The following is a 26386-nucleotide window of genomic DNA, read 5'->3' as shown; positions in this document are numbered from 1 at the left end:
TGCGCGCACGCGGGTCGAACAGGTGGATGCGGGGCGCAGCGGCGGCCGCGGCGCTCGTGCTGGTGGCGAGCGGCGTCGCCCTTCCCGCCGCCGCCGACGACGGTCCGGTCGAAGCGGGGATCGTGGTGCCCAAGGTCGAGGGGATGCCGGCGGACTTCATCGCCGGCGCCGATGTCTCCTCGGCGATCGCGCTCGAGCAATCGGGCGTGGTCTTCCGCGACACCGCCGGTGCGCCGGCCGACCTCTTCGACGTGCTCGCCGACGCGGGCATCACCGACGTGCGCGTGCGCGTGTGGAACGACCCGTTCGATGCAGGCGGCAACGGGTACGGCGGCGGCGACACCGATGTCGCCCGCGCGGTCGAGATCGGGGAGCGCGCCACGGCGGCCGGCCTCGGTGTCCTGGTGGACTTCCACTACTCCGACTTCTGGGCCGATCCCGCCAAGCAGCACGCTCCCAAGGCGTGGGAGGGCTTCACCGCCGAGCAGACCGCCGACGCCGTCGGCGAGTTCACGGCCGAGGCGCTCGCCGACTTCGTCGCCGCGGGCGTCGACGTCCGCATGGTGCAGATCGGGAACGAAACCAACGGCGCCGTGGCGGGCCTCACCGGCTGGGACGGCATGGCGCAGGTGTTCTCCGCCGGCTCCGCCGCTGTGCGCTCCGCCGTTCCCGACGCGAAGGTGGTCGTGCACTTCACCAACCCCGAGACCGCCGGCCGCTATGCCGGCTACGCCAGGGAACTGGCCGACCGCGGCGTCGACTACGACGTGTTCGCCTCGTCGTACTACCCGTTCTGGCACGGCACGCTCGACAACCTCACCACGGTGCTGCGGGACGTCGCCGACACGCATGGCAAGCAGGTCATGGTGGCCGAGACGTCGTGGGCGTACACGCTCGAAGACGGCGACGGTCACGGCAACGTGATCGATCTGCCCTCTGAGGCGACCGCCTACCCGGTGAGCGTGCAGGGGCAGGCCACCGCCCTGCGCGACGTCATCCAGGCCGTGGTCGACGTCGGCGATGCCGGCATTGGCGTCTTCTACTGGGAGCCGGCCTGGCTGCCGGTGGGTCCGCCGTCGCAGCTCGAGCGCAACCGCGAGCTGTGGGAGAGGTTCGGCTCGGGGTGGGCCACCAGTGCCGCGGGCGAGTACGACCCCGACGACGCGGGCCAGTGGTACGGCGGCTCGGCGTGGGACAACCAGGCCCTCTTCGCCTTCGACGGCACGCCCCTGGAGTCGCTGCAGACGTTCCGCTACGCGCGCACCGGCGCCACCGCCCCGCGAGAGGTCAGCTCTGTCGAGCAGCCGGTGATCACGCGCCAGGACGGCGATGACCTCGCCCTGCCGGACACCGTCGCGGTCACCTACAACGACGGGTCCGTCGAGCAGGATCCCGTGACGTGGTCGGATGCCGCGGACTGGATCGCCGGACCCGGCGTGTACCGCGTGAGCGGCGTCACCGCGTCCGGGCACGCCACGGTGGCCACGGTCACCGTGCAGGCGGTCAATCACCTGCGCAACCCCGGGTTCGAAGACGCCGACCTGTCGATGTGGCAGAGCTCCGGGGCGCTCACGCTCCGTGCGTCCGACGATCCCCGCAGCGGCACCCGCTCGGGACACTTCTACGCGGCGGATGCCTACGGCTTCACCCTCTCGCAGACCGTCACCGGTCTGCCGGCGGGGGACTACACCGCCTCGGGCGCGCTCCAGGGCGACGGGGAGGGCAGCGGAGGCGTCACGCTGCAGCTCTCGTCTTCGGCAGGGGATGCCGCGGAGGAGCCGTTCGCCCTCTCGGGCTGGCGTGTCTGGTCCGAGCCGACGACGTCCGTCGTCACGATCGCCGAGGGCGAGACCCTCACCGTTACGGTGCGCGCCGACCTCGCAGGCGGCGCGTGGGGGACCCTCGACGACCTCGTGCTGGCCGCGGCCGCCGAAGCCGGCGCGGACACCGCCGCGCTCGATGACGCTGTGGCCCGTGCCGCGGCCGTCGACCGCGCGGTGGCCACCCCGCAGTCGCTGGCAGGGCTGGATGCCGCCCTCGAGATCGCTGAGGTCGTGCGGGGCGCCGTGGCACCGACCGCCGCGCAGGTCGCCGACGCACTGGCCCTGGTCGAAGACGCGCTCGCCGCCCTCGAGCCGGTGGGAGCAGTGCCGGCTGCCGTCGTGTCCCCGGTCGAGATGACCATCGAGGAGGGCGCGGAGATCACGCTGCCCGCCACCGTGCGTCGCACCGCCTGGAACGGCATCGTCGACGAGGTACCCGTGACGTGGTCCGACGCCGTGCGGTGGATCGCCGGGCCCGGCGTCTACACCGTGCCGGGCGCGGCGGAGGATGCCGCTGCCGTCGCCCTCATCACCGTCACCGAGCGCGCCTGGGTGCTCGACGGCGGGTTCGAGGGCGACGGGTCGGCGTGGACCGTCTCGGGGACGGGGGCCGCGATCGCCGATACCGCGGATGCCGCGAACGGCACGCGAGCGGTGAGCTTCTGGAACGACGCCGCGTACGGGTTCGAGGTGACGCAGCAGATCGACGGCATCGCGCCAGGCACCTACGCCCTCTCGGCGACCGCGCAGGGCGACGGCGAGGCACCCGGCGACGTGCTGGAAGTCACCGCCGTCACCGCGTCCGGCATGCAGGCCGCGCCGCTGGCGCTGGACGGCTGGCAGGCGTTCGCAACGGCGACGACCGCGCCGTTCACCGTGGCCGAGGGTGAGACGCTCACCGTCGGCATCCGTGGCGCGCTGGCCGCGGGCGTGTGGGGCACCGTGGACGACCTGCGCCTGGTGCGTGCGGGGGAGCGGACCGACACGTCGGGTCTTGCGGCCGACATCGCCGGCGCGCGGGTGCTCGACCCCGGCGCGCACACCGCCGCCTCGTGGGAGGCGCTGGCCGAAGCCGTCGCGGTTGCCGATGTCGTGGTGGCCGCGCAGTGGCCGACTCCCGAGGCGGTCGCCGCTGCGCGGGCGCAGCTGGCCGAGGCGACGTCGCTGCTGGTGCGCCGCAACGCCGACGCGTCGACATCCGCCCCTGCCGTCGGCACGCTGTCGCACGACAACGGGTGGGACAACGGCCTGCGCGACGGCGACTACACCGTGCGCATGAACCTGTGGTGGGGTGTCAACGGCTCGTCGTTCCGGCTGTACGAGAACGGTGCGCTCGTCGCCGTGCAGCCCCTCGTCTACGGCGGCACCGCCGCGCAGACGGCGGCAGTGCCGATCACCGGCCGCCGCGACGGCAGGTACGTCTACACGGGCGAGATTGTCAACGCCTCGGGCGTCACCGCGACGCGGTCGGTGACCGTCACGGTGACCGACGCGTCGCCGGGCACCCCGGTGCTGCGGCACGACAACTGGGATCGAGATGGGCGCTACACCGTGACCGCCGACATGTGGTGGGGGACCAACGCGACGGGCTACCGGTTCTTCGCCGACGGTGCCCTCGTGGCGGAGGGGACGCTCGAACCGCGCACACCGTGGTCGCAGAGCGCGCGGCTGGAGGTGGCGGGTGCCGCACGGGGCACGCACCTGTACCGGGTCGAATTCGTCAATGCCGCTGGCACGACCTCGAGCAGGACCCTGGCGGTGACGGTCACCCGCTGACCGGGCCTCTGGCAGACTTGTCACGTCGTCCTGCGGGACGACGGTCCGCCGTGGTGTAACGGCAGCACGACAGCCTTTGGAGCTGTTAGGCCCAGGTTCGAATCCTGGCGGCGGAGCATGACAGACAACGCACTCGCCGTCATCGTGCTCGCCGCGGGCCAGGGCACCCGCATGAAGTCGAAGCTTCCGAAGGTGCTGCACCGCATCGGCGGGCGTCCGCTGATCGGGCACGTGCTGGACATCGCCCGCGACCTCGGCCCGGCACAGGTGCTCGTCGTCGTGCGTCATGAGCGCGACCAGGTGGCCGACGCCGTGGCCGGCATCGGCCCCGACGTGCACATCGTCGACCAGGACGACGTGCCCGGCACCGGGCGGGCCGTGCAGGTGGCCCTCGACCGGCTCGACGGCTTCACCGGCGACGTGCTGGTGCTCTCGGCCGACGTGCCGCTGCTCGAAGCCGACACCCTGGCGCACCTGGTCGAGGTGCACCGGGCCTCCCACGCCGCGGCCACGTTGCTGACCGCCGTGCTCGACGACGCCACCGGCTACGGCCGGGTGATCCGGGATTCGACCGGCGCCGTCGCGCGCATCGTCGAGCAGAAGGATGCCAGCGACGCCGAGGCCGCCGTCACCGAGATCAACGCCGGCGTCTACGTGTTCCGCGCCGACGCGCTGCGCGCGCAGCTGGTGCGGGTGGGCACCGACAACGCCCAGGGCGAGATGTACCTCACCGACGTCATCGGGCTTCTCCGCGCCGACGACGCGCCCGTGGCCGCCGTCACCGCCCCGGACGCCGCCAGCGCCCTCGGCGTCAACGATCGCGTGCAGCTCGCCGACGCCGCACGCACGCTCAATGCCCGCGTCGTGCGGCGCTGGCAGCTCGAGGGGGCGACGATCCTCGACCCCGCCACGACCTGGATCGACGTCACCGCGACCCTCGCCCCCGACGTGACCGTGCTCCCCGGCTCGCACATCCTGCGTGCCACGTCCGTGGCATCCGGCGCGGTCATCGGACCCGACACGAGCCTGGTGGACTGCGAAGTGGGGGAGGATGCCACGATCAGCCGCAGCGACGCGACCCTCGCTGTCATCGGTGCGGGCGCGACGGTGGGCCCGTTCGCGTACCTGCGGCCCGGCACGTACCTCGGAGACCGCGGCAAGATCGGCACGTTCGTCGAGACCAAGAACTCCACGATCGGCGAAGGCAGCAAGGTGCCGCACCTGTCGTACATCGGCGACACGACCATCGGCAGCGGGGTGAACCTCGGCGCCGGTGCGATCACAGCGAACTACGACGACATCGCCAAGCACCGCACCGAAATCGGCGACGAAGTGCACACCGGCTCGCACAACGTCTTCGTCGCGCCGGTTAGGATCGGAGATGGCGCGAAAACCGGTGCGGGTGCCGTCATCCGCAAGGATGTCCCCGCCGGCGCACTGGCACTGAGCGTGGCCCCCCAGCGCAATATCGAGGGGTGGGTCGAGACGAATCGACCGGGAACCAAGGCCGCAGATCTGGCGGCCCAGGCTCGGTCCGCACAGAAAGCGGACGATGGCTCGCAAGAACAAGACGGTTGACCTCGACAGGGCGAAGGACATCGCGCCCGGCGTCGTCGCGAAGACGAAGAAGCGCTTGGTCGTGGCTTCCGGCCGCTCCCACCTGGCGCTGGCCAGGGAGGTCGTCGGACACATCGGCACCGAACTGGTGCCGACCGAGTACCGCACGTTCGCGTCGGGTGAGATCCTCACCCGCTTCGAGGTGTCGATCCGCGGCTGCGACGTGTTCCTCATCCAGTCCTTCGGCCCGCCGGTCAACGAGTGGCTGATGGAGCTGCTGATCATGCTGGATGCCGCCAAGCGCGCGTCCGCCAAGCGCATCACCGTCGTCGCGCCGTACTTCGCCTACTCGCGTCAGGACAAGAAGGGCCGCGGCCGTGAGCCGATCTCGGCCCGCCTGGTCGCCGACCTGCTGCGGACGGCGGGCGCCGACCGCGTCATGAGCGTCGACCTGCACGCCGCGCAGATCCAGGGGTTCTTCGACGGTCCCGTGGATCACCTCTTCGCCAAGCCCGTGCTGCTGGAGTACTTCCAGCGCACGCTGTCGCCCGAGGACCGCGCCGTGCTCACGGTGGTCTCGCCCGACACCGGACGTGTGCGCGTCGCCGACACCTGGTCCGACAGCCTCGGCGCCCCGCTGGCGATCATCCACAAGCGCCGCGACCCGAACGTGGCCAACCAGGTGACCGTCAACGAGATCGTCGGTGACGTCGCGGGCCGGGTGTGCCTGCTCGTCGACGACATGATCGACACCGGCGGCACCATCGTGAAGGCGGCCGAGGCGCTCAAGCGCAACGGCGCACAGCGCGTCATCGTCGCGGCCACGCACGCCATCTTCAGCGACCCGGCGACCGAGCGCCTCCAGAGCGACGCCATCGACGAGGTCGTCGTCACCGACACCATCCCGGTGCCCGAGCACAAGCGCTTCGAGCGTCTCACCATCCTTCCGATCGCGCCGCTGCTGGCGCGCGGGATCCAGGAGGTCTTCGAGGACGGCTCCGTCACGAGCATGTTCGACGGCGCCGCGTAGGGGCATGATGACCGACCGCGACGCGCAGGTCCCCATGACGGTCGCCCGGCCGTTCGCTCAGGACGTCGCGGAGGTCGAGCGCGAGCTGGATGCGCAGCGCACCGGACTCAGCTCTTCCGACGCGGCCGCGCGCCTCGCGGACTTCGGCCGCAACGAGCTGCCGGAGCCGCCCCGCAAGCCCGCGATCCTGCGGTTCCTCGCCCACTTCAACGACACGCTGATCTACATCCTGCTCGGTGCGGCCGTGATCAAGGCGATCATGGCCGACTGGCTGGACTTCTGGGTGATCATGGCGGTCGCGATCATCAACGCGATCATCGGCTTCGTGCAGGAGGGGCGCGCCGAGAAGGCGCTCGCCGGCATCCGGGGCATGCTGTCCAGCGATGCCAGCGTCCGTCGCGACGGCGCCTGGGCGACCGTTCCGGCGACGGAGCTCGTGCCGGGGGACGTCGTGCGGCTCATGCCGGGCGACAAGGTGCCCGCCGACATGCGCCTCTTCCAGGCGTTCCAGCTGCGCATCGACGAGGCCGCGCTGACCGGCGAGTCCCAGCCGTCCTCGAAGGACGTCGAGCCGGTGCCGGCGGATGCCGGTGTGGGCGACCGCGCCTGCATGGCGTTCTCGGGCACCATCGTCTCGGCCGGGCAAGGCCGCGGCATCGTCACCGCCACCGGCGGACGCACCGAGATCGGCACCATCCAGGCCCTCGTCGGCGAGGCGGGTTCGATCGCGACGCCGCTGACCAAGCAGCTGGACTCGTTCGGCCGCGTGCTCACGATCGTGATCCTCGGCATGGCGGCGATCATGCTGCTGATCGGCCGGTTCCTGCACGACATGCCGTTCGGCGACCTGATATCGGCGACGATCGGGTTCGCCGTCGCGGCGATCCCCGAGGGCCTGCCGGCGCTGGTGACCATCACGCTCGCCATCGGGGTGCAGCAGATGGCGCGTCGCCACGCCATCACCCGCAAGCTCCCCGCGGTCGAGACGCTCGGCGCGGTCACGACCGTGTGCAGCGACAAGACCGGCACGCTCACCAAGAACGAGATGACGGTGCGACGCCTCGTCACCGCGCGCGGCGCGTATGTGACGACCGGCCTCGGCTACGACCCCACGGGCGAGATCAGTGCGGTCGGCGCCATCGGCGCGCTGGATGCCGCCGTGCAGCGCCGCGACCTGGCGCCGCTGCTGGCAGTCGCGACCCTCTGCAATGACGCGCACATCGTGCCAGATCCCTCGGTCGCCGCCGGCGACGGGCCCGGACGCTGGACCCTCGTGGGCGAGCCCACCGAGGGGGCGCTGAAGGTCGTCGCGATGAAGGGCGGCGTCTCGTCCGACGGCGCACGCCGCGTGGGTGTCGTCCCGTTCGACTCCGCCAACAAGTTCATGGCGACGCTCAACGAGGCGTCCGACGGCTCGCGGGCGATTCTGGTGAAGGGTGCGCCCGACCGCCTGCTGGAGCGCTCGCGCACGCAACGCGGAGAGCGGGGTCCGGTCCCGATCGACATCCCGTACTGGGAAGGTGCGATCGACGACCTGAGCGCTCAGGGCCTGCGCGTGCTCGCGGCCGCGCGTCGCCCCGCCGCCGCGGACGGGCTGAGCATCGACGACCTGCACGAGCTGGAGTTCCTGGGGCTCTGGGGCATCCTCGACCCGCCTCGTCCCGAGGCGATCGAGGCCATCGCCGACTGTCACACCGCAGGCGTGCGGGTCAAGATGATCACCGGCGACCACGCCGGAACGGCCGTCGCGATCGCGCGCGAGATGGGACTCGTGTCGGGCGACGACATCACCGTGCTCACGGGCGGCGAGCTCGAGGCGATGAGCCAGGACCAGCTCGCCCGGGTGGTGCGCGACGTGGACGTCTACGCCCGCACCAGCCCTGAGCACAAGATCCGCATCGTGCGCGCACTGCAGTCCCATGGCGAAGTCGTCGCCATGACCGGTGACGGCGTGAACGACGCCCCCGCCCTGACCCGGGCCGATGTCGGCATCGCGATGGGCATCAAGGGCACCGAGGCCACCAAGGAGGCGGCCGAGATCGTCCTGGCCGACGACAACTTCGCCACGATTCGCAGCGCCATCCGCGAGGGGCGGCGCATCTACGACAACCTCCGCAAATCGATCGTCTTCCTCCTGCCCACCAACGGCGCACAGTCGCTCGTGATCCTCGTGGCGATCGTGTTCGGGCTCGCGCTGCCGCTGACCCCTGTGCAGGTGCTGTGGATCAACATGGTCACCGGCATCACGCTCTCGCTCGCGCTGGCCTACGAGCCGGCCGAGCGCGGCATCATGACGCGTCGCCCGCGCGCGCCCGGCGGGTCGCTCGTGAGTGCACGCGAACTCGGATTCGTGCTGATCGTCTCGGCCCTCATCGGCGGGGCGGCGCTGGGACTGTTCTACTCGGTCGCCGCGACCGGCGTCGACATCGCCTACGCGCGCACCGAGGCGGTCACGATGCTCGCCCTCGGCCAGCTGGCATACCTGTTCAACTGCCGATTCCTCAGCCGCTCGAGTCTCACCCCCGACGTGCTGCGCGGCAACCGGATCATCTGGTGGTCGGCGGCCGCCCTCATCGCGGTGCAGCTCGTGTACACCTACGTGCCCTTCATGAACGACCTGTTCGGATCCCGCCCCCTCGCGCTGCAGTCGTGGCTTCTGCCCATCGCCCTGTCGATCATGATCTTCCTCGCGGTCGAGGGACTGAAAGCCATCCGTCGGCGCACTGAGCTCCCGACGACACGGAAAGGACCTGCGTGATCCCCAGCGATATCTCCTCCCGCGCGGCGCGCGTCGGTGCGGCCCTCGCCGGCACAGCCGGGGTGCTGGTGCTCGCCGGCTGCGGTACGGCCGACGCTGCGGGCGGGACATCCGCAGGTGACGCCTCGTACGCGGACGGCACGTACGAGGCATCCGGCTCGTACGCGACGCCCGAGTCGGTCGAGACGATCGACGTCACCGTGGAACTCACCGACGGCGTGATCTCGGTGGTCGAGGTGGCGGGCGACCCGACCCGACCGGAGTCGGAGCGGTACCAGGAGCGCTTCATCGGCGGCATCTCGGACGAGGTCGTCGGCAAGAGCCTCGACGAGATCTCCGTCACCCGCGTGGCGGGCTCGTCGCTCACCAGTGGCGGCTTCAACGAGGCGATCGAGCAGATCAAGGCCGACGCCCGGCAGTGACGACCGCGCGTGCGCAGTGGCGCTTCGACGCCATCGGCACCCGGTGGGAGGTGCAGACCGCCGCGGTGCTGCCGGGCGACGCGCGCCGGGCGGCATCCGCCGTCATCGAGCGGTTCGACCGGGAATGGTCGCGCTTCCGGCCGGACTCGGTCGTGAGCACGCTGGCCCGCGTCGGCGGGGAGGTCACCGTCATCGCGCCCGCCGACGCGCCCGCGATGCTCGACGCCTACGGCGAGATGTCCGAGGCGACCGCGGGCGCCGTCAGCCCGCTCGTGGGCAAGGCGCTGGCCCATCGCGGCTACGACGCGGACTACTCCCTCGTCGACCGCGGACCGGTCGCCGCGATCGGCGACTGGCGGGAGCGCCTGACGTGGGATGCCGACACGCTGACGCTGCGCGAGCCGGCGCTCATCGACGTCGGGGCCCTCGGCAAGGGGCGCCTGGTCGACCTGGTGGCCGGCTGCCTGTCTGCCTGGGGCGGCGGCGGGATCGTCGTGGACGCGGGCGGCGACATCGCGGTATGCGGCGTCACCGAGCGCATCGGACTGGAGCACCCCTACGACCCGACGCGGGCGATCGGCGTCTGGGAGGTGGCGGATGCCGCGCTCTGCGCATCGGCCGTGAACCGTCGGGCGTGGGGCGACGGTCTGCACCATGTGCTCGACGCCCGCACCGGGCAGCCGGTGCGCACGGTTGCGGCGACCTGGGCCGTTGCGCCGACGGCGATGCGTGCGGACGCCGTCGCCACGGCGCTCTTCTTCGCCGGCGGTGAGGCGCTGGCGGCCCGCTGGGGTGTGTCGTGGGTGCGGATGGCGACCGACGGGCGGGTGGACTGGTCGCCGGGCTGCACGGCCGAGCTGTTCACCGCGACGCGCTAGCGTGGATGCCATGGCAGCAGCACCCACACGGCATCCCTCCGCCTCATTCCCGGGACGCCTGATGGGTTCGCTGACCGCCGCCTGGAGCCGTGTCTTCGCGGTGCTCGGCAAGGTGTCGATGTACCGCCTCGTGCTGTCCGCGCTCGGCGCGCTGGCCGCGATCGCGTTCGTGACCTCGCTGTTCGGCGTGCTCGTGCCGTCGCCACTGGAACTCGTCGCCACCCTGGTGGTGCTCGCCGCTGCCTGCAGCGTCGTCGACGCGGCCGCCCAGCGGGTGCTGAAGCTCCCCTGGCGGGTGGAGTCGTCCCTCATCACGGCGCACATCCTGCTGTTCGTGCTGACGCCGTCGATCGAGTTCCTGCCGCTCGTGGGCGTCGCCGTCGCCGGGGCGGTCGCCTCACTGTCGAAGTACGTGCTCGCGTGGCGCGGCCGGCACGTGTTCAACCCCGCCGCAGTGGGGGCCACCGTGGTCACGCTCGCCGGTCTCGGGACGTCGGCGTGGTGGGTGGGCTCACCGTACCTCGCGCTGCCGGTGCTGGTGCTCGGCGGCATCGTGGTGATGCGCACCGAGAAGGTGCGCGTCGTGGCGGTCTTCTGGGTGATCGCCGTGGCGGTCGCGATCGTGCGCACCTTCGTGCAGTACCAGCAGGCCGGCGTGCAGGTCGAGGGCGCAGACATCCTCTGGCAGATCGTGTCGGCGTCGCCTTTCCTCTTCCTCGGCGCCTTCATGCTGTCCGAGCCGCTCACGCTGCCCCCGCGCCGGTGGCAGCAGCTGACGGTCGCTGCCGTCGTCGGCGTGCTCGCCGGGTGGCCGATCGATCTCGGCATCCTGAGCCTGGGTCAGGAGCGGGCCCTCCTCGTGGGCAACCTGGTCGCCTTCTTCTTCTCCTGGCGCGCCGCGGTGCGGCTCACACTCACCGCGCGCACTGCCCTCACGCCGACCGCCCGGCAGCTGAGCTTCCGGACCGAGCGACGGCTCGCGTTCGTCCCCGGACAGTTCCTCGAGCTGGAGGTGCCCCACCACCATCCCGACGCCCGCGGCACGCGACGGGAGTTCAGCATCGTCTCATCGCCCGAAGAGCTTCCCGAACTGCGCATCGCGTTCCGCGAGGGCGGGGGACCGCAGTCGAGCTACAAGAAGGCGCTGGCCGAGGTGAGCGCGGGGGACCCCCTGGCGGTCACCGGCGTCTGGGGCGACTTCGTGCTGCCCCGGCGCCGTCAGAGTCCTGTGCTCATGGTCGCCGCCGGCATCGGGGTCACGCCGTTCGTCTCGCAGCTGACGCACATGCGCCTGGCCGGCGAGCAGCGCGACGTCGTGCTGGTGTACGTCGCGTCAGATGCGTCGGAGCTGGCCTTCCGCGATGAGATCGCCGCGTCGGGGGTTCCCGTGGTGGTCTTCACCCGCGATCGGCCGGCGGATCTGCCCGCCCACTGGCGGTGGGGCGAGGGCGTGCGCCTGGACGCCGAGGGCCTGCTGCGAGTCGTGCCCGACATCGCCGCGCGGCACGCGTACATCTCGGGGCCTCCCGGGCTGATCGCGGAGCTGGCGCCCGCGCTGGAGCGCGCGCGGTCGATCACGACGGACGCCTTCTCGGGGTACTGAGCCGCGGTCGCCCGGCGCCGGCGCCCTCAGCCCGCGTCGACCCCCGGCTCTGCGACGCCCGCGTCCCCGCCGGCGCGTGCGGGCAGGCGCACCTCGAACGTCGTGTCCCCGGGCCGGCTGTGCACCGACAGCTCCCCGTGGTGGGCGTTGACGATGGCACGCGCGATCGACAGCCCCAGGCCCGTGCCCCCGGTGTGCCGCGCGCGGGAGCGGTCGGCACGTGCGAAGCGCTCGAACAGCTCGTCCGCGAGCGCCGGATCGATGCCTGGCCCGTCGTCGTGCACGCGCAGCACCGCGCTGTTGCCCTCGTACGCGACGGTCGTGGTCACGGTCGTGCCTGCGGGGGTGTGCACGCGCGCGTTGGCCAGCAGGTTCGCGGCGACCTGGTGCAGGCGCGCCGCATCGCCGGCGATGACGACCGGCTCCTCGCCGACCTCCAGCCGCCACGTGTGGTCGGGACCGGCGGCGCGGGCGTCGCCCACCTCCTCGACCGCGAGCCGAGTGAGGTCGACCGTTCCGACGACGAGCTCCTTGCCCTCGTCCAGACGTGCCAGCAGCAGCAGGTCCTCCACGAGGGCCGTCATCCGCAGCGACTGCGCCTGGATGCGTTCGAGGGCCTGTTCGGTGTTGGCGGCCGTCTCCGGCGCGGTCGGCGACTGGTGGAGCGCGCGCAGCGACAGCTCCGAGTACCCCCGGATGGATGCCAGCGGGGTGCGCAGCTCGTGGCTCGCGTCGGCGACGAACGCGCGCATGCGCTCCTCATTGCGCTGACGGGCGGTGAGCGATTCGCCCACGTGGTCGAGCAGCGTGTTCAAGGCGGCACCGACCTGCCCGATCTCGGTGTGCTCGTCGGCTTCGGACTCCGGCACGCGCTCGGTGATCGAGACCTCGCCCTCGGCCAGGGGAAGGGATGCCACACGCGTGGCGGTGTCGGCGACCGCACGCAGCGGCCGCAGCGACGTGCGGATGATCAGCGCGATCGCCGCCGAGAGCAGCAGCAGTCCACCCGACGTCAGCAGGGTCACGGTGGTGAGGATCTGCGCGACGGTGTCTGTCACCTCGGTCGTGGGCTTTCCGAGCACCGCCGAGAAGCTGGAACGATCCGCGGGCATGAGCACGCGGTATTCGCCGAGCCCGGGCAAGCTCACCGTCGCGCCCCGCTGATCCTCGATGGCCGTCAGGATGTGCGCGATCTCGTCGTCGTCCAGGGCCACCACCGATTCGTCGTCGGTGACGTACGCGCCGGAGAGCTCGGTGACCGTGCCGAGCACGAGCAGGGTGCCCGGCTCCTGCCGGCTGCCAGAGAGTGCTTCGAGGGCGGTGGCATCCGGGCGCACGGCGATGCGCGACGCCGCCTCGCGGATCTGCGCGTCGAGGTTCTGCATCATGATGTTGCCGAGGATCGTGCCGGTGGCCAGCCCGATGCTCACGAGGATCAGCGCCACCATGGACACCACTGCCGTGATCAGCCGCGTCTGCAGACTCCAGCGGCGCCCGGTCGGGCGGTGTGCGCGTCGCGTGGAATCCGCGGTCACTGCGGCGCTTTGATCATGTAGCCGACGCCGCGCACCGTGTGGATGAGCGGCTCGCGACCGTGATCGATCTTCTTGCGCAGGTACGAGATGTACAGCTCAACGACCGAGGAGCGGCCGCCGAAGTCGTAGTTCCACACCCGGTCGAGGATCTGCGCCTTCGACACCACTCGGCGCTGGTTGCGCATGAGGTAACGCAGCAGCTCGAACTCGGTGGCCGTCAGCTCGATGGCCTCGCCGTCGCGCTCGACCTCGTGGGAGTCCTCGTTGAGGGTCAGATCACCGACGCGCAGGATGGGCTCGTTCCCGACGACGGCCGCAGTCCCGGCACGGCGCATCAGTCCGCGCAGGCGCGCGACGACCTCTTCGAGACTGAAGGGCTTGGTCACGTAGTCATCGCCGCCGGCGGTGAGCCCGGCGACCCGGTCGCCGACGGAATCCTTCGCGGTGAGGAAGAGAACCGGCACGTCGTTGCCCGAGTGGCGCAGTCGCTGCAGCACGGACATGCCGTCGAGGTCGGGCATCATGATGTCGAGCACCAAGGCGTCCGGCTCGAAGTCGCGCGCGGCCTGCAGAGCGTCGAATCCGGAAGCAGCGGTGCGCACCTCCCAGCCCTCCATCCGCAGCGCCATCGACAGCAGGTCGGTCAGCATCTGCTCGTCGTCGACCACGAGCACACGCACGGGGGAGCCGTCGGGACGGCGAAGAGCGGGCACGGATGCAGGCGCGGTCATGCCCCCATTGTGAACCGCGATGTGCACGATTCCTATGGGGTGCGCTATGCGCAGGCTGTGAGCTTGCCCGCAGCGTGGGTCGGGCACGGCTTCGCCCGACGCAGCCGCACGGACCGCCGAGGGGCGTCTCGGGATTGAAACACCCTCAGCGGCCCCTTCGGGGCCCTCGCGGGGGTCGGCCGATCCGGTCGGCGCCGGCAACGACGGCCGCCCCGAGGGCGGCGCCCAGGGTGTTCGCGATGAGGTCGCGCACGTCCGGGTAGCGGGCGGGGAGCGCCAGAGCCTGCGTCGCCTCGATCGCGCCGCTGAGGGCCAGACCGGCCAGGGTGGCCAGCCACCAGCGGCGTCTGCCCACCCACGCGACCCACAGCAGGCCCAGCGGCAGGAACAGCACGACGTTCGCCACGAACTCCAGTACCGCGAAGGTGAGCCAGGCCGTGCCCTCCCAAGCGCCGAACCAGTCGCCGAGGGTGACGAGGGTTCCGCCCACCGTCTCGGGCTGAGGGCCGAGGGTCAGCGACGCCAGCACCGCCAGGTACAGCGCCGAAGCCGCCGCGAGCAGCACACGCCCGCGACGGCTTCGCACCGGCATCCGGGGCCGGCTCAGTGCGTGTCCTCGGCCTCGATCTCGCTGCGGTCGCCCGACCACAGCGTGTGGAAGGTGCCCGGCTTGTCGATGCGCTTGTAGGTGTGCGCTCCGAAGAAGTCGCGCTGCCCCTGGATGAGCGCCGCAGGAAGACGCTTGGCCCGCAGCCCGTCGTAGTACGCCAGCGACGACGAGAACGCCGGGGCCGGGATGCCGGAGGTCGCCGCCGTGGCGACGATGCGGCGCCAAGCTTCCTGGGCGCGGCCGAGCGCGTCGACGAAGTACGGCGCCGTCAGCAGCACCGGCAGGTCGGGGGTGGCGGCGTACGCGTCGCTGATGCGGTTGAGGAATTGCGCGCGGATGATGCAGCCGCCTCGCCAGATCTTCGCGATCGCGCCCAGGTCGATCGCCCAGTCGTACTCCGCCGCGCCCGCGCGGATCTCGTCGAAGCCCTGGCTGTAGGCGACGATCTTCGAGGCGTAAAGAGCCAGGCGCACGTCCTCGATGAACGCGTCGGCGTCGTCGACCGAGAGCGTCTCGCCGGCACCGGGCAGGTCCTGTGAGACTTCGCGCTGCTCGGGGTGGCTCGACAGCGAGCGGGCGAACACAGCCTCGGCGATGCCCGAGACGGGGGTGCCGAGGTTCAGCGCGGTCTGCACGGTCCAGGCGCCGGTGCCCTTGGCCCCGGCCTGGTCGAGGATGACGTCCACGAGCGGCTTGCCGGTGGTGGCATCCACCTGTCGCAGCACCTCAGCAGTGATCTCGATCAGGTAGGACTCCAGCTCGCCCCGGTTCCACTCGGCGAACACCTCGGCGATCTCGGCAGGGGACATGCCCGTGCCGCGGCGGATGAGGTCGTAGGCCTCGGCGATCAGCTGCATGTCGGCGTACTCGATGCCGTTGTGCACCATCTTCACGAAGTGCCCCGCGCCGTCGTGGCCGACGTGGGTGACGCACGGCTCGCCCTCGGCGACCGCGGCGATCGACTTCAGGATGGGGCCGAGTGTGACCCAGGACGCGTCGGAGCCGCCCGGCATGATCGACGGCCCATTGAGGGCCCCCTCCTCGCCGCCCGAGATGCCCGCGCCGACGAAGTTGATGCCCGTCTCGCGCACCGCCCGCTCGCGGCGGATCGTGTCGGTGAAGAGGGCGTTCCCGCCGTCGACGATGATGTCGCCGGGTTCGAACACCTCGGTGAGGGCGTCGATGACGGCGTCGGTGGGGCCACCGGCCTTGACCATGATGATGGCCGTGCGCGGCTTCTCCAGCGACGCGGCGAACTCGTCGTACGAGAACGCGGGCACGAATCCCGCCTCGGGGTGCGCTGCGACGAGCTCATCGCTCTTGGAGCGGGAGCGGTTGAACACCGCGACGGTGTTGCCCTCGCGGCTGGCGAGGTTGCGGGCGAGGTTCGAGCCCATGACGGCAAGGCCCACCACGCCGATGTTGGCGACCGGGGCCGCGGGGGACTCGGGTCCCTCGGCGGAGGGTGCTTCGCGGGGCACGTCTTCCGGCGACGGGGCTCCCTCGTGCAGGCCGGCGGAACCGGGGGTGTCGTCGCGGTCGTCGGACATGTTGGTCTGGGCGTTGTCGTTCATGCTTCTCCTCGTGCCTGCCGACCTGCGGTGCGCCGCGGTCTGGCCGCACCCCGGCCCGTCCAGCGTAGTGCGGCCACCGGTCCGATCTCCGCGCGTGTGACGGAGCCCGCGACGGCGTGGTTCACCGCGCGAAGACCCGAATGATCATATCATTGGGGTGCGGCGCCGATGCGGCGCCGCACCCGCCCACGACGGATGCGCCCATGAAGATTCTCGCCCTCGAGGCCAGCACGACGTCGGCCAAGACCATGCTCTTCGACACCGAGACCGGCGATGTGCAGGCAGCCTCCCGCCGTTTCGAGCACGACGGAGCAGACGCGGCGGTGCGCGACGGCGACGCGATCTGCGCCCAGCTGCTGGCGCTGGGGCGCGAGAGCGCCGGCGGTGGCCCGGTCGACCTGATCGTGCTGAGCGGCACCTGGCACGGCGTGACCCTGCGCCGCCGCGACCTGACGGCGGTCACCCCCGTGATGGAGTGGCCCTACACCGGCGCCCAGGACCTCTCGGCGCGGCTGCGCCGTGACGACGAGTTCACGCGCTGGTTTCACGACCGCACCGGATGCATGGTCAACGCCTCGTATCCGGCGTTCAAGCTGATGCATCTGCGGGAGCAGGGGATCGACCTCGCGGGAACACTGGCGCTCGACCAGCCCACCCTCATCTTCGCGCGCCTGACCGGTGAGACCTGGACGAACGCGTCGCTCGCGTCGGGCACCGGCCTGCTCAACGCGCGCAGCGCGGAGTGGGATGCCGAGGTCGCAGACCGCCTCGGGCTCGGCGACGTCGCGCTGCCTCCGCTGCACCCGTCGACGGCGGCGGCGCCGCTGACGGCCGAGGGCGCAGCAGCGCTCGGGTTGCGCGCGGGCATCCCCGTGCTGACCCCCGGCCCCGACGGCGGGCTCAGCCAGGTCGGTGACCTCGCGACCGAGCCGGGGGAGATGACGTTCTCGATGGGCACGAGCGGGGCGCTCCGCATCGCGACGCGGCATCCCTCGCCGTCGCCCTCGTTCAGCACCTGGTCGTACCGATCGCCCGTCGGGCCGCTGAGCGGAGCGGCGACGTCGGGCTGCGGCAACTGTGTGGACTGGGCGCGCGAGCGGCTCTTCGGGGCGGACGTCCACTACGCCGACCTCGAACCGCTCCTGTCGCCTGACGCCACCGATCTGCCGGTGTTCCTGCCGTTCCTCTTCGGTGAGCGAAGCCCCGGGTGGCAGGACCAGCGCCGCGGCGGGTGGCTGGAGCTGCAGCCGCACCACACCCGCGCGGACATGTACCAGGGCGTGCTCGAGGGCATCGTCTACTCGCTGTACCACTGCTACCGCGAGCTCGTCGCGGCGCACGGCGTGCCGCGGCGCATCGTCCTCTCGGGCGGCGTGCTCTCGTCGCCGATGTGGACGCAGCTGACGGCCGATGTCTTCGGGGTCGACATGGAGGTGTCGACCCGCCAGCACAGCTCCCTCGTGGGCGCGGTGCGGATGGGCCTGCGCGCCACCGGGCACGATGTTCGCCACCCCGCTCTGGACGGCGGCGATCCCGCTCTCATCCGTTCGCGTGGGGAACGGCGCGACCGGTACGACGCCGGGTTCGCCAGGTACCTCGACCAGTACGCCCGCACTGCGCCGCCGCAGGTCAGTCGCTGATCTGGCGAGGCGCCGCAGGTCAGTCGCTGGACTGGACCTCGCCCAGCACCGCCTCGACGTAGCGGCGGGTGTGGTGCTCGGCGGCCTCGGCGTCGCCGCGCGCGATCGCGGCGGCGGTCTGCACATGGTTGTGCAGCGCCTCGGCATCCGGAACGCCCGGGGTGAGCCCGGCACGGGAGCGCCCGGTGATCACGGCCGCGACCGCTGGCTTGACCGCGGCCAGCATCGGATTGCCGCTGGAATCGAGAACGAGGTCGTGAAAGGCGATATCAGCCGTCAGGTATTCATCGCCGTCACCGCGGCCCTCGGCGCCCAGTTGCTCGAGGCGATCGGCGAGCCGGACGATGCGCTCGCGTTCGTCGGGCGTGGCGCGCTCCGCGCTCAGGCGCGCGGCGATCGGCTCCACCGCGGCGCGCAGCTCGTTGGCGACGACCAGCTGTCGATCGCGACCGGGACCGCGCAGCTGCCAGCCGATGAGGCGACCGTCCAGTGCGCTCCACTCCGCCGTGGGTCGCACGGTGACGCCGACGCGACGGCGCGACAGCAGCATCCCCATCGCCTCGAGGACGCGCACGGCTTCGCGGATCACGGTCCGAGAAACGCCGTACTGCTCTTCGAGCCCGGCGAGGGTCAGGATCGACCCCGGAGGCAGCTGCCCCGACGCGATCCGCATGCCCAGATCGTCCATGACCGATCCGTGAGAGGCCTGGGCCACCGGAATCTCCGATCGACGACGAGCGGGTGGGACTGCGGGTCAGCCCTTCTTGTACCCCTGGCGTCCCATGGACCACAGTGCACCCACGGCGCCGACGGCGGCGACCACGCTCATGACGCCGATGAGCCACACGAGGGCGTGGGAGATGAAGCCGTATTCCATGGGAGTCCTCCGGGCAGGTGAGTGGGCGTCTTCATGGTACCGGCGCCGCTGGTAGACTCGGGACCGAACTTCGGCGAGGGATGCCGCGCGTCATGCGCAGCCATCCGTGATCGACGCGGTGATGCAGGCCTTGCGGCTTTCCTCACGCGCATGCGTTCGAGTCGAACCACAGACCCAGATCTGGGCTGAAGAGCCCGCAAGGAGAAATCAACATGTCGACGGACACCGACACCAAGGTCATCGCCACCAAGCGCGAAAACTTCGGCAAGGGCTACGCCCGGCGCCTGCGCGCGTCCGGCCAGATCCCCGCCGTCATCTACGGCCACGGCACCGACCCCCTGCACGTGGCTCTGCCCGGGCACCAGATGGCGCTGCTCATCCGCCGCGCCAACGCGGTGCTCGAGCTCGAGCTCGACGGCACGCAGCAGCTGACGCTGGTCAAGGACGTGCAGAAGGACCCCGTGCACCAGATCATCGAGCACATCGACCTGCTCGTGGTGAAGAAGGGCGAGAAGATCGAGGTCGACGTGCCGATCTCGGTGCACGGCGAGCCCTACCCCGGCACCATCGCGAACCTCGACGCCGTCAGCATCCTGCTCCAGGTCGAGGCCACCCACATCCCGCAGTCGATCGAGATCGACGTCGAGGGCCTCGAGGAGGGCGCGCACATCACCGCTGCCGACCTGAAGCTGCCCAAGGGCGCGACGCTGGCCGCCGACCCGGAGACCCTGATCGTCGCCATCTCGGTGCCGTCTGCGACCCTCGCCGCCGAGGACGAGATCGCGGCGGCCGACGAGGCTGTCGCCGTGGAGCAGTCCGAAGAGGCGTCCGAGTAAGGACCTGCACGAAGAGGGGGTGCGGATTCCGCACCCCCTCTTCGCATCTCACGGCGAGGCGCGTGCGCGCCTCGCTCGTGCCGATCGCGCGCGGGCGCGCGTCGCTCCGACAGGATGGATGACATGGCTGACACCTGGCTCGTGGTGGGGCTCGGCAATCCCGGCCCCCGGTACGAGATGACACGGCACAACATCGGGCAGATGGTCGTCGACGAACTCGCCTCGCGGCGATCCGAGACCTTCCGTGCGCACAAGGCCAATGCCCGTGCCGCCGAGACGTGGCTGCGTCCGGGCGGCGACAAGATCGTGCTGGCCAAGCCCAACAGCTTCATGAACGTGTCGGGTGGGCCGGTGGCGAACCTGGCATCCTTCTACGGTGTGACGCCCGAGCGCGTGGTCGTCGTGCACGATGAGCTGGACATCCCGTTCGACACCATCAAGCTGAAGGTGGGCGGCGGGCACGGGGGACACAACGGCGTCCGCGACGTTGCCAAGGCTCTCGGCACCGCCGACTTCGCGCGTGTGCGGGTGGGGATCGGCCGTCCGCCCGGGCGGCAGGATGCCGCGGATTGGGTGCTGGACCCGTTCGGGCCAACGGAGCGCAAGACGCTGCCCGTGCTGGTCTCCGATGCCGCCGACGCCGTGGAGCAGCTCATCGGCGAGGGCCTCCTCGCCGCGCAGCAGCGTCATCACGCCCCTCGCGAGTGAGTATTCGCGCCCGAATACTCACTCGGCGTCAGAAGGCGAGTGGGCCGGAGGCGCCGGCGCTGAGGCCGATCACGACGGCCACGGCGAACACCACGGGACCGAGCGCCGCGACGACCACCGCGGCGATGCCCTGCCCGCGACCCCGCTGCTGCACGATCGCGACGATGCCCTGCACAAGCGCCCAGATCCCCAGCGCGGTACCGGCCCAGAAGCTCAGCTCCGCAGTGAGCACCGATCCCCGCGCGGGCGCGAGGTAGGCGAAGTCGAATTCGGAGGCCGGCCCCGCGAGGATCGCAGCTCCGGCCACCTCCCCGACGCGTACGCACGCGACGGCGGCGATCACCGAGGCGAGCACGGCCGCTGCGAGCGCCAGCACGAGTGCGACGGTCCCGAGCGTGCCCGGCCGCGGCCCCTGCGGTTCTCGCAAGGGCGGTCTCCCGACGGGCCCGGCAGGCGGGCCGGCATAGGGCTGCGCCGGGTAGCCGTACGGCGGCGGCGGCGCGGCGGACGGCGTGGGGTACGGAGGCTGGGATGCCGAAGGCGCGGGGTGGTCGCTCACGGCCCCATCCTACGAGTCGGTGTCCGCCGGCGGTCGTAGACTCGTAGCGTGACAGTTCCCGGGATCGTGCGCGCCCTCATGCAGGCCGACTCCTTCCGGGAGGCGGTGGATTCTTCGTCGGTCGACACCGACTTCTCGATCGTCGAGGGCCTCGACGCGCCCTTGCTCGCCGCGCTCGTGGAGCGACGCCGTGAGGCCGGCAAACCGGCCGCACTCTTCGCGATAGCTCCCACGGGCCGTCGCGCCGAGTCTCTCGGCACCGCCCTGGGCGAGATGCTTCCTGGCGCCATCGTGCACCACTTCCCGGCGTGGGAGACGCTGCCGCACGAACGGCTGAGCCCCAGCGCAGAGACCGTCGGTCAGCGCCTTGCGGTGCTTCGCGATGTCGCGGCGTGGGACGGCACCGTGCCCCTCATCGTCACGGCGTCGGTGCGCAGCGCCGTGCAGCCCATCGCCGGCGGGCTCACCGACATCGAGGCCGTGCACCTCGTCGCAGGCGGCCGCGGGCACGACCTCACCGATGTGTCCCGGCGCCTCGTCGAACTCGCCTACCACCGCGTCGACATGGTCTCGCGACGGGGCGAGTACGCGATGCGCGGCGGCATCCTCGACGTCTTCCCACCGGTGGCCGACCACCCCTACCGCGTGGAGTTCTTCGGCGACGAGGTCGACGAGATCCGCGCCTTCTCGGTCGCCGACCAGCGGTCGCTGCCGGGAGAGGTCAAAGAGGTCACCCTCATCCCCAGCCGTGAGCTGCTGCTCACCGAGGCGGTGCGCGAGCGCGCCCGTGGGCTCGCCGGTCAGTACCCGGGACTCTCCGGCATGCTGGAGAAGATGGCGGAGGGCATCCCGGCCGAGGGCATGGAGTCCCTCCTGCCGGTGCTCGTGGACGAGATCGTCACCATCGCGGACTACCTCCCGCGCGGAACCGCCGCCGCGCTCGTCGACCCCGAGCGGTCGGTGACCCGCGCGATGACCCTCGGCGACACCAACCGCGAGTTCCTCGAGGCGGCGTGGAGTGCGGCGACGGCGGGCGCCGACAGCCCGGTCGACCTGGGTGCCGGCGACTTCCTCACCCTCCCGCAGCTGCAGCAGGCCGCGCACGACCGCGACGGGGTGTGGTGGACGTTCAGCGCGTTCGACTCCGGCGCAGCGGATGCCACGGCCGAAGGCCTCATCGACATCGACGTCGCCCTCGAGGGTGCCGCGGCGGTGCGGGTCGACGCGCGACCGGTGCCGTCCTTCCAGGGCAACGTCGACGGTGCGACCGCCCACATCGGCGAGCTGCTGTCGGACGGGTGGCGCGTAGTCGTAGCGGCATCCGGTGCAGGCCTGGTGGAGCGCGCCCGCACCGTGCTGGCAGAGCGCGGCCTTGCCGCGCGTGAGGTCGAGGACGTCCACGGCATCCCCGAAGCCGGTGTCGCGCTGACGGTGGTCGCGACGCTCGAGCGGGGCTTCGAGGTGCCCGACGCGAAGCTGGCGGTGCTGACCGAGTCCGAGTTCTACGGCCGCACGATCGGCAGCGACGGCCGGGTCGTGAAGAAGCTGGCCTCGCGTCGGCGCAATGTCGTCGACCCGCTGCAGCTGAAGGCGGGGGACTATGTCGTCCACGCCACCCACGGCATCGGCCGGTTCGTTGAGCTGATGCAGCGCGAGGTGTCCAGCGGCGGCCGCAACGCCGTGAAGACCCAGCGCGAGTACCTCGTGCTGGAGTACGCGCCCTCCAAGCGCGGGTATCCCGGCGACAAGCTGTATGTGCCCACCGATCAACTGGACCTGCTGTCCAAGTACGTCGGCGGCGAGGCCCCCGCGCTGTCGAAGATGGGCGGCAGCGATTGGTCGCAGGCCAAGAGCAAGGCGCGCCGCGCGGTGCGGGAAATCGCGGTGGACCTGGTCAAGCTCTATTCGGCGCGCATGTCGGCCAAGGGCCATGCCTTCGGCCCGGACACGCCCTGGCAGCGGGAGCTCGAAGAAGCCTTCCCCTTCGCCGAGACCCCCGACCAGCTGCAGACGATCGACGAGATCAAGGCAGACATGGAGAAGCCGATCCCGATGGACCGGCTGCTGTCGGGCGACGTCGGATTCGGCAAGACCGAGGTAGCCGTGCGCGCGGCCTTCAAGGCGATCCAGGACGGCAAGCAGGTCGCCATGCTCGTGCCGACCACGCTGCTGGTCAAGCAGCACATCGAGACGTTCACCGAGCGCTTCGCCGGGTTCCCGGTCAAGGTGCGCGCCCTCTCTCGCTTCCAGACCGACAAGGAGGCGCGCGAGGTCGTCGCCGGCCTCTTGGACGGCACCGTCGACATGGTCATCGGCACACACCGCATCCTCACCGAGAAGGTCATCTTCAAGGACCTGGGCCTGCTGATCATCGACGAGGAGCAGCGCTTCGGTGTCGAGCACAAGGAGCAGCTGAAGAAGCTGAAGACGAACGTCGACCTTCTCGCGATGAGCGCGACGCCCATCCCGCGCACGCTGGAGATGGCGGTCACCGGCATCCGGGAGATGTCGACGCTGCAGACCCCGCCCGAGGACCGGCATCCGATCCTCACCTATGTCGGCGCGCGCAGCGACAAGCAGATCGCCGCGGCCATCCGGCGCGAGCTGCTGCGCGAAGGACAGGTGTTCTACGTGCACAACCGGGTGTCGTCGATCCAGCGGGTCGCCGCGCACCTGGCCGAGATCGTCCCCGAGGCCCGGGTCGCCGTCGCGCACGGCCAGATGGGCGAGCACGCTCTGGAGCACGTCGTCGACGACTTCTGGGAGCGCCGCGCCGACGTGCTGGTGTGCACCACGATCATCGAGACGGGTCTGGACATCTCCAACGCGAACACGATCATCATCGACCGCGCCGACAAGTACGGTCTCAGCCAGCTGCACCAGCTGCGCGGACGCGTGGGACGCGGGCGCGAGCGGGCGTACGCCTACTTCCTCTACGACGACATGAAGCCGCTGAGCGAGACCGCCGCCGACCGTCTGGAGACCATCGCGGTCAACAACGACCTCGGGTCGGGGATGCAGGTGGCGCTCAAGGACCTCGAGCTGCGCGGCGCCGGGAACCTCTTGGGCGCCGAGCAGGCCGGACACATCGCGGGAGTCGGCTTCGACCTGTACCTGCGGATGATCGGCGAGGCCGTCGCCACGTTCCGCGGCGAGGATGTCGAGGGCCCGGCCGAGCTGCGGCTCGAGCTGCCGGTGCAGGCCCGCATCCCGGAGTCCTACATCGACAGCGAGCGGCTGCGCCTCGAGGCGTACCAGAAGCTGTCGGCCGCGGCATCCGCCACCGCCAAGGACGACGCGATCGATCTCGTCATCGAGGAGCTGACCGACAGGTACGGCGACCTGCCGCCCGAGACGGAGGGGCTGTTCGCCGTCGCGCGCCTGAGGCGCCGGGCCGCCCAGTCCGGGCTCACCGACGTCGTGGCGATGGGTCCGAACCTGCGTGTCGCGCCCGCGCACCTGCCCGACTCGCTGCGAGTGCGCCTGCAGCGGCTGTACCCGAAGGGCAAGCTGCTCGCCGGGGGAGACGCGATGGTCGTGCCGCTGCCGACCGCCGGCGGCGAGGCGCTGGCCGACCGGGATCTGATCGCGTGGGTTTCGCAGCTGCTGGATCAGTTCTTCCCGCTTCCGGCGCCCGCGGTGCCGGAGAAGGCGGCCGGCTGACGCGCACCCCCTCGCGCGTGCGGCCGGGGCGTCGTACGGTGGGCGGCGGAGGTGGCCGACGATGAAAGCCGCAGTGGGGGATCGCATCCGCATCCACGGTCGTACCGTGGGCGCGCCGGAGCGCGAAGGCATCGTGACCGAGGTGACCGGCGACCCGGCGTCCCCGTTGCTCACCGTCACATTCGACGACGGCCACGAGGGCATTCTGTCGCCCGGCTCGGACTGCGAGATCACGCACGTCGAGTGACGGGATCCGCCGAGTTAGTATTCGGCGGCGTGAATACTCACTCGCGTCAGATGACGCCCTGGGCCAGCATCGCGTGGGCGACCCGCTCGAAACCGGCGGAGTTCGCGCCGACCACGTAGTCGCCCGGGTGCCCGTAGCGCTCGGCGGCGGCGAAGGCGGAGTCGTGCACGCCCTTCATGATCGCCTGCAGCTTGCGCTCGCTGTCGGCGAAGCTCCAGCGCTGGCGCGAGGCGTTCTGGCTCATCTCCAGTGCCGACGTTGCGACACCTCCGGCGTTCGCGGCCTTGCCCGGCCCGAACAGCACCCCGGCCCGCTGGAAGGCGGCGACCGCACCCGGCGTCGACGGCATGTTCGCGCCTTCGGCCACGGCACGCACACCGTTGGCGATGAGCATGGCAGCGTCGCCCTCGTCGAGCTCGTTCTGCGTCGCCGAGGGGATGGCGATGTCCACCGGCACCTCCCACGGGCGCTTGCCCTCGACGAAGCGGGCGCTGGGTCGCCGGGCCGCGTACGCCGAGATGCGCTCGCGGTCGACTTCCTTCACCTGGCGCAGCAGCACGAGGTCGATCCCGGCGTCGTCGACGACGTACCCGGACGAGTCCGAGGCCGTCACCGGTGTCGCGCCCAGCTGGTAGGCCTTGTCGATCGCGTAGACGGCCACGTTGCCCGAGCCCGAGACGGCGACGCGCTTGCCGTGCAGCGAGTCACCGTGAACGCCCAGCATCTCCTGCGCGAAGAACACCGCGCCGTAGCCGGTGGCCTCGGTGCGCACCTCGGCGCCACCCCACTGCACGCCCTTGCCGGTGAACATGCCGGACTCGTGACGGTTTGTGATCTTGCGGTACTGGCCGAAGAGGTATCCGATCTCGCGGGCGCCCACGCCGATGTCGCCGGCCGGCACGTCGGTGTGCTCGCCCAGGTGGCGGTACAACTCGTTCATGAACGACTGGCAGAAGCGCATGATCTCGGCATCCGACCGGCCGTGCGGATCGAAGTCGCTGCCGCCCTTGGCGCCGCCGATTCCCTGACCGGTGAGGGCGTTCTTGAAGATCTGCTCGAATCCGAGGAACTTGATGATCGACAGGTTCACCGACGGGTGGAACCGCAGGCCGCCCTTGTAAGGGCCCAGCACCGACGAGAACTGCACTCGGAATCCACGGTTCACCTGCAGGCGACCGGCGTCATCGAGCCACGGCACCCGGAACAGGATCTGCCGCTCGGGCTCCACGATGCGCTCGAGGATGCCGCCTTCGACGAACTGCGGATGCCGCTCCAGCACCGGGACGATGGACAGCAAGACCTCATGCACCGCCTGCTGGAACTCGGGTTCGTGCGGGTTCCGCGCGACGACGGTATCGAAAACGTCGCGTACGGAGGCGGGAAGGGCGACGAGGGTCTCGGTCACGGGTGGTGCTTTCTTGCCGACGGGTGAGGCAGGCCGCGCGAGCGGCCCGCTCCACCCTACCTGCGGTTCTTGAGGGCCCCGACGCGTGTGACGTCACGGACGCCGCGGGCACGGGCCCGGCGCGCGGACGAACAGCTCCGGCATCCGTCCGGCG

The 26386-nt window shown here is 71.1% G+C and carries 20 protein-coding genes and 1 tRNA gene; 13 read left to right on the top strand and 8 right to left on the bottom strand.

The window, feature by feature from the left end; translation table 11 throughout:
* Positions 1-26 precede the first annotated feature (26 nt).
* The 8 genes from QNO21_RS08805 (at position 27) to QNO21_RS08770 (ending at position 11847) form a co-directional block, all read left to right on the top strand.
* Positions 27-3599, top strand: coding sequence for a glycosyl hydrolase 53 family protein (locus QNO21_RS08805; protein WP_285178385.1), 3573 nt, complete (start codon positions 27-29; stop codon positions 3597-3599).
* A 44-nt stretch (positions 3600-3643) separates the two neighbouring features.
* Positions 3644-3715, top strand: a tRNA-Gln gene (locus QNO21_RS08800).
* A 1-nt stretch (position 3716) separates the two neighbouring features.
* Complete coding sequence (glmU, locus tag QNO21_RS08795; protein ID WP_257519284.1) at positions 3717-5177, top strand: bifunctional UDP-N-acetylglucosamine diphosphorylase/glucosamine-1-phosphate N-acetyltransferase GlmU; 1461 nt, start codon at positions 3717-3719, stop codon at positions 5175-5177.
* A complete protein-coding gene (locus QNO21_RS08790; RefSeq protein WP_257517117.1) occupies positions 5152-6186 on the top strand; it encodes a ribose-phosphate diphosphokinase in 1035 nt (344 codons plus the stop codon). The genes glmU and QNO21_RS08790 overlap by 26 nt, the downstream gene beginning before the upstream one ends.
* A gap of 7 nt (positions 6187-6193) precedes the next feature.
* Entirely contained in the window at positions 6194-8944 is a 2751-nt protein-coding gene (locus QNO21_RS08785) for an HAD-IC family P-type ATPase (RefSeq protein WP_257519283.1), read from the top strand.
* On the top strand, positions 8941-9366 hold the full coding sequence (locus QNO21_RS08780) for an FMN-binding protein (RefSeq protein ID WP_257519282.1): 426 nt from the start codon (positions 8941-8943) through the stop codon (positions 9364-9366). Before QNO21_RS08785 ends, QNO21_RS08780 begins: the two co-directional genes overlap by 4 nt.
* Positions 9363-10244: an FAD:protein FMN transferase gene (locus QNO21_RS08775; protein ID WP_257519281.1), complete on the top strand. Its 882-nt coding sequence runs from the start codon at positions 9363-9365 to the stop codon at positions 10242-10244. The genes QNO21_RS08780 and QNO21_RS08775 overlap by 4 nt, the downstream gene beginning before the upstream one ends.
* A 61-nt stretch (positions 10245-10305) precedes the next feature.
* Positions 10306-11847 (top strand): FAD-dependent oxidoreductase, encoded by a 1542-nt coding sequence (locus QNO21_RS08770; protein ID WP_257519333.1) that lies wholly within the window; start codon positions 10306-10308, stop codon positions 11845-11847.
* Between the two features lie 26 nt (positions 11848-11873).
* On the opposite strand, the gene QNO21_RS08765 is transcribed toward QNO21_RS08770, so the two are convergent.
* From QNO21_RS08765 to gnd, 4 genes are all read right to left on the bottom strand, one after another.
* Complete coding sequence (locus tag QNO21_RS08765) at positions 11874-13382, bottom strand: sensor histidine kinase (RefSeq protein ID WP_308211350.1); 1509 nt, start codon at positions 13380-13382, stop codon at positions 11874-11876.
* Entirely contained in the window at positions 13379-14113 is a 735-nt protein-coding gene (locus tag QNO21_RS08760) for a response regulator transcription factor (RefSeq protein ID WP_257519280.1), read from the bottom strand. Before QNO21_RS08760 ends, QNO21_RS08765 begins: the two co-directional genes overlap by 4 nt.
* 145 nt (positions 14114-14258) lie before the next feature.
* Complete coding sequence (locus tag QNO21_RS08755; protein WP_257519279.1) at positions 14259-14705, bottom strand: VanZ family protein; 447 nt, start codon at positions 14703-14705, stop codon at positions 14259-14261.
* Positions 14706-14716: 11 nt separating this feature from the next.
* A complete protein-coding gene (gene gnd / locus QNO21_RS08750) occupies positions 14717-16297 on the bottom strand; it encodes an NADP-dependent phosphogluconate dehydrogenase (protein WP_257519278.1) in 1581 nt (526 codons plus the stop codon).
* A 203-nt stretch (positions 16298-16500) separates the two neighbouring features.
* Between gnd and QNO21_RS08745 the strand changes: the two genes are divergently transcribed.
* Positions 16501-17937, top strand: coding sequence for a gluconokinase (locus tag QNO21_RS08745; protein WP_257519277.1), 1437 nt, complete (start codon positions 16501-16503; stop codon positions 17935-17937).
* Between the two features lie 19 nt (positions 17938-17956).
* Here the strand turns inward: QNO21_RS08745 and QNO21_RS08740 are convergent, their stop codons facing one another.
* Positions 17957-18625, bottom strand: a complete 669-nt coding sequence (locus tag QNO21_RS08740) for a FadR/GntR family transcriptional regulator (protein WP_257519276.1) — start codon at positions 18623-18625, stop codon at positions 17957-17959.
* Positions 18626-18691: 66 nt separating this feature from the next.
* Positions 18692-18814 carry a hypothetical protein gene (locus tag QNO21_RS08735; protein ID WP_257519275.1) on the bottom strand — a complete coding sequence of 41 codons (123 nt, stop codon included), beginning with the start codon at positions 18812-18814 and terminating at the stop codon, positions 18692-18694.
* A gap of 212 nt (positions 18815-19026) precedes the next feature.
* Between QNO21_RS08735 and QNO21_RS08730 the strand changes: the two genes are divergently transcribed.
* Both QNO21_RS08730 and pth read left to right on the top strand, forming a co-directional pair.
* A complete protein-coding gene (locus tag QNO21_RS08730) occupies positions 19027-19650 on the top strand; it encodes a 50S ribosomal protein L25/general stress protein Ctc (RefSeq protein ID WP_257519274.1) in 624 nt (207 codons plus the stop codon).
* Between the two features lie 123 nt (positions 19651-19773).
* Positions 19774-20358: an aminoacyl-tRNA hydrolase gene (gene pth, locus QNO21_RS08725; RefSeq protein ID WP_257519273.1), complete on the top strand. Its 585-nt coding sequence runs from the start codon at positions 19774-19776 to the stop codon at positions 20356-20358.
* Between the two features lie 28 nt (positions 20359-20386).
* On the opposite strand, the gene QNO21_RS08720 is transcribed toward pth, so the two are convergent.
* Entirely contained in the window at positions 20387-20917 is a 531-nt protein-coding gene (locus QNO21_RS08720) for a hypothetical protein (protein ID WP_257519272.1), read from the bottom strand.
* Between the two features lie 78 nt (positions 20918-20995).
* Between QNO21_RS08720 and mfd the strand changes: the two genes are divergently transcribed.
* Entirely contained in the window at positions 20996-24580 is a 3585-nt protein-coding gene (gene mfd / locus QNO21_RS08715; protein ID WP_306813528.1) for a transcription-repair coupling factor, read from the top strand.
* Positions 24581-24641: 61 nt separating this feature from the next.
* Positions 24642-24827, top strand: a complete 186-nt coding sequence (locus tag QNO21_RS08710; protein WP_257514896.1) for a DUF1918 domain-containing protein — start codon at positions 24642-24644, stop codon at positions 24825-24827.
* Positions 24828-24873: 46 nt separating this feature from the next.
* Here QNO21_RS08710 and gdhA read toward each other — a convergent pair whose 3' ends face one another.
* Positions 24874-26232 (bottom strand): NADP-specific glutamate dehydrogenase, encoded by a 1359-nt coding sequence (gene gdhA, locus QNO21_RS08705; RefSeq protein WP_257519270.1) that lies wholly within the window; start codon positions 26230-26232, stop codon positions 24874-24876.
* Positions 26233-26386 lie beyond the last annotated feature (154 nt).

Source organism: Microbacterium sp. zg-Y818 (assembly GCF_030246905.1).
Taxonomy (GTDB): Bacteria; Actinomycetota; Actinomycetes; order Actinomycetales; family Microbacteriaceae; genus Microbacterium.
This window is presented reverse-complemented; position numbering and strand designations above follow the sequence as displayed.

Excerpts from the sequence above, each read along its gene's own strand:
- QNO21_RS08760 (WP_257519280.1), bottom strand. The coding sequence starts at position 14,113 with ATGACCGCGCCTGCATCCGTGCCCGCTCTTCGCCGTCCCGACGGCTCC.
- QNO21_RS08730 (WP_257519274.1), top strand. The coding sequence starts at position 19,027 with ATGTCGACGGACACCGACACCAAGGTCATCGCCACCAAGCGCGAAAAC.
- QNO21_RS08790 (WP_257517117.1), top strand. The coding sequence starts at position 5,152 with ATGGCTCGCAAGAACAAGACGGTTGACCTCGACAGGGCGAAGGACATC.
- QNO21_RS08805 (WP_285178385.1), top strand. The coding sequence starts at position 27 with ATGCGGGGCGCAGCGGCGGCCGCGGCGCTCGTGCTGGTGGCGAGCGGC.
- QNO21_RS08740 (WP_257519276.1), bottom strand. The coding sequence starts at position 18,625 with ATGGACGATCTGGGCATGCGGATCGCGTCGGGGCAGCTGCCTCCGGGG.
- gnd (WP_257519278.1), bottom strand. The coding sequence starts at position 16,297 with ATGAACGACAACGCCCAGACCAACATGTCCGACGACCGCGACGACACC.
- QNO21_RS08735 (WP_257519275.1), bottom strand. The coding sequence starts at position 18,814 with ATGGAATACGGCTTCATCTCCCACGCCCTCGTGTGGCTCATCGGCGTC.
- mfd (WP_306813528.1), top strand. The coding sequence starts at position 20,996 with ATGCAGGCCGACTCCTTCCGGGAGGCGGTGGATTCTTCGTCGGTCGAC.
- QNO21_RS08745 (WP_257519277.1), top strand. The coding sequence starts at position 16,501 with ATGAAGATTCTCGCCCTCGAGGCCAGCACGACGTCGGCCAAGACCATG.
- QNO21_RS08770 (WP_257519333.1), top strand. The coding sequence starts at position 10,306 with ATGGGTTCGCTGACCGCCGCCTGGAGCCGTGTCTTCGCGGTGCTCGGC.
- pth (WP_257519273.1), top strand. The coding sequence starts at position 19,774 with ATGGCTGACACCTGGCTCGTGGTGGGGCTCGGCAATCCCGGCCCCCGG.
- QNO21_RS08785 (WP_257519283.1), top strand. The coding sequence starts at position 6,194 with ATGACCGACCGCGACGCGCAGGTCCCCATGACGGTCGCCCGGCCGTTC.
- QNO21_RS08710 (WP_257514896.1), top strand. The coding sequence starts at position 24,642 with ATGAAAGCCGCAGTGGGGGATCGCATCCGCATCCACGGTCGTACCGTG.
- QNO21_RS08755 (WP_257519279.1), bottom strand. The coding sequence starts at position 14,705 with ATGCCGGTGCGAAGCCGTCGCGGGCGTGTGCTGCTCGCGGCGGCTTCG.
- glmU (WP_257519284.1), top strand. The coding sequence starts at position 3,717 with ATGACAGACAACGCACTCGCCGTCATCGTGCTCGCCGCGGGCCAGGGC.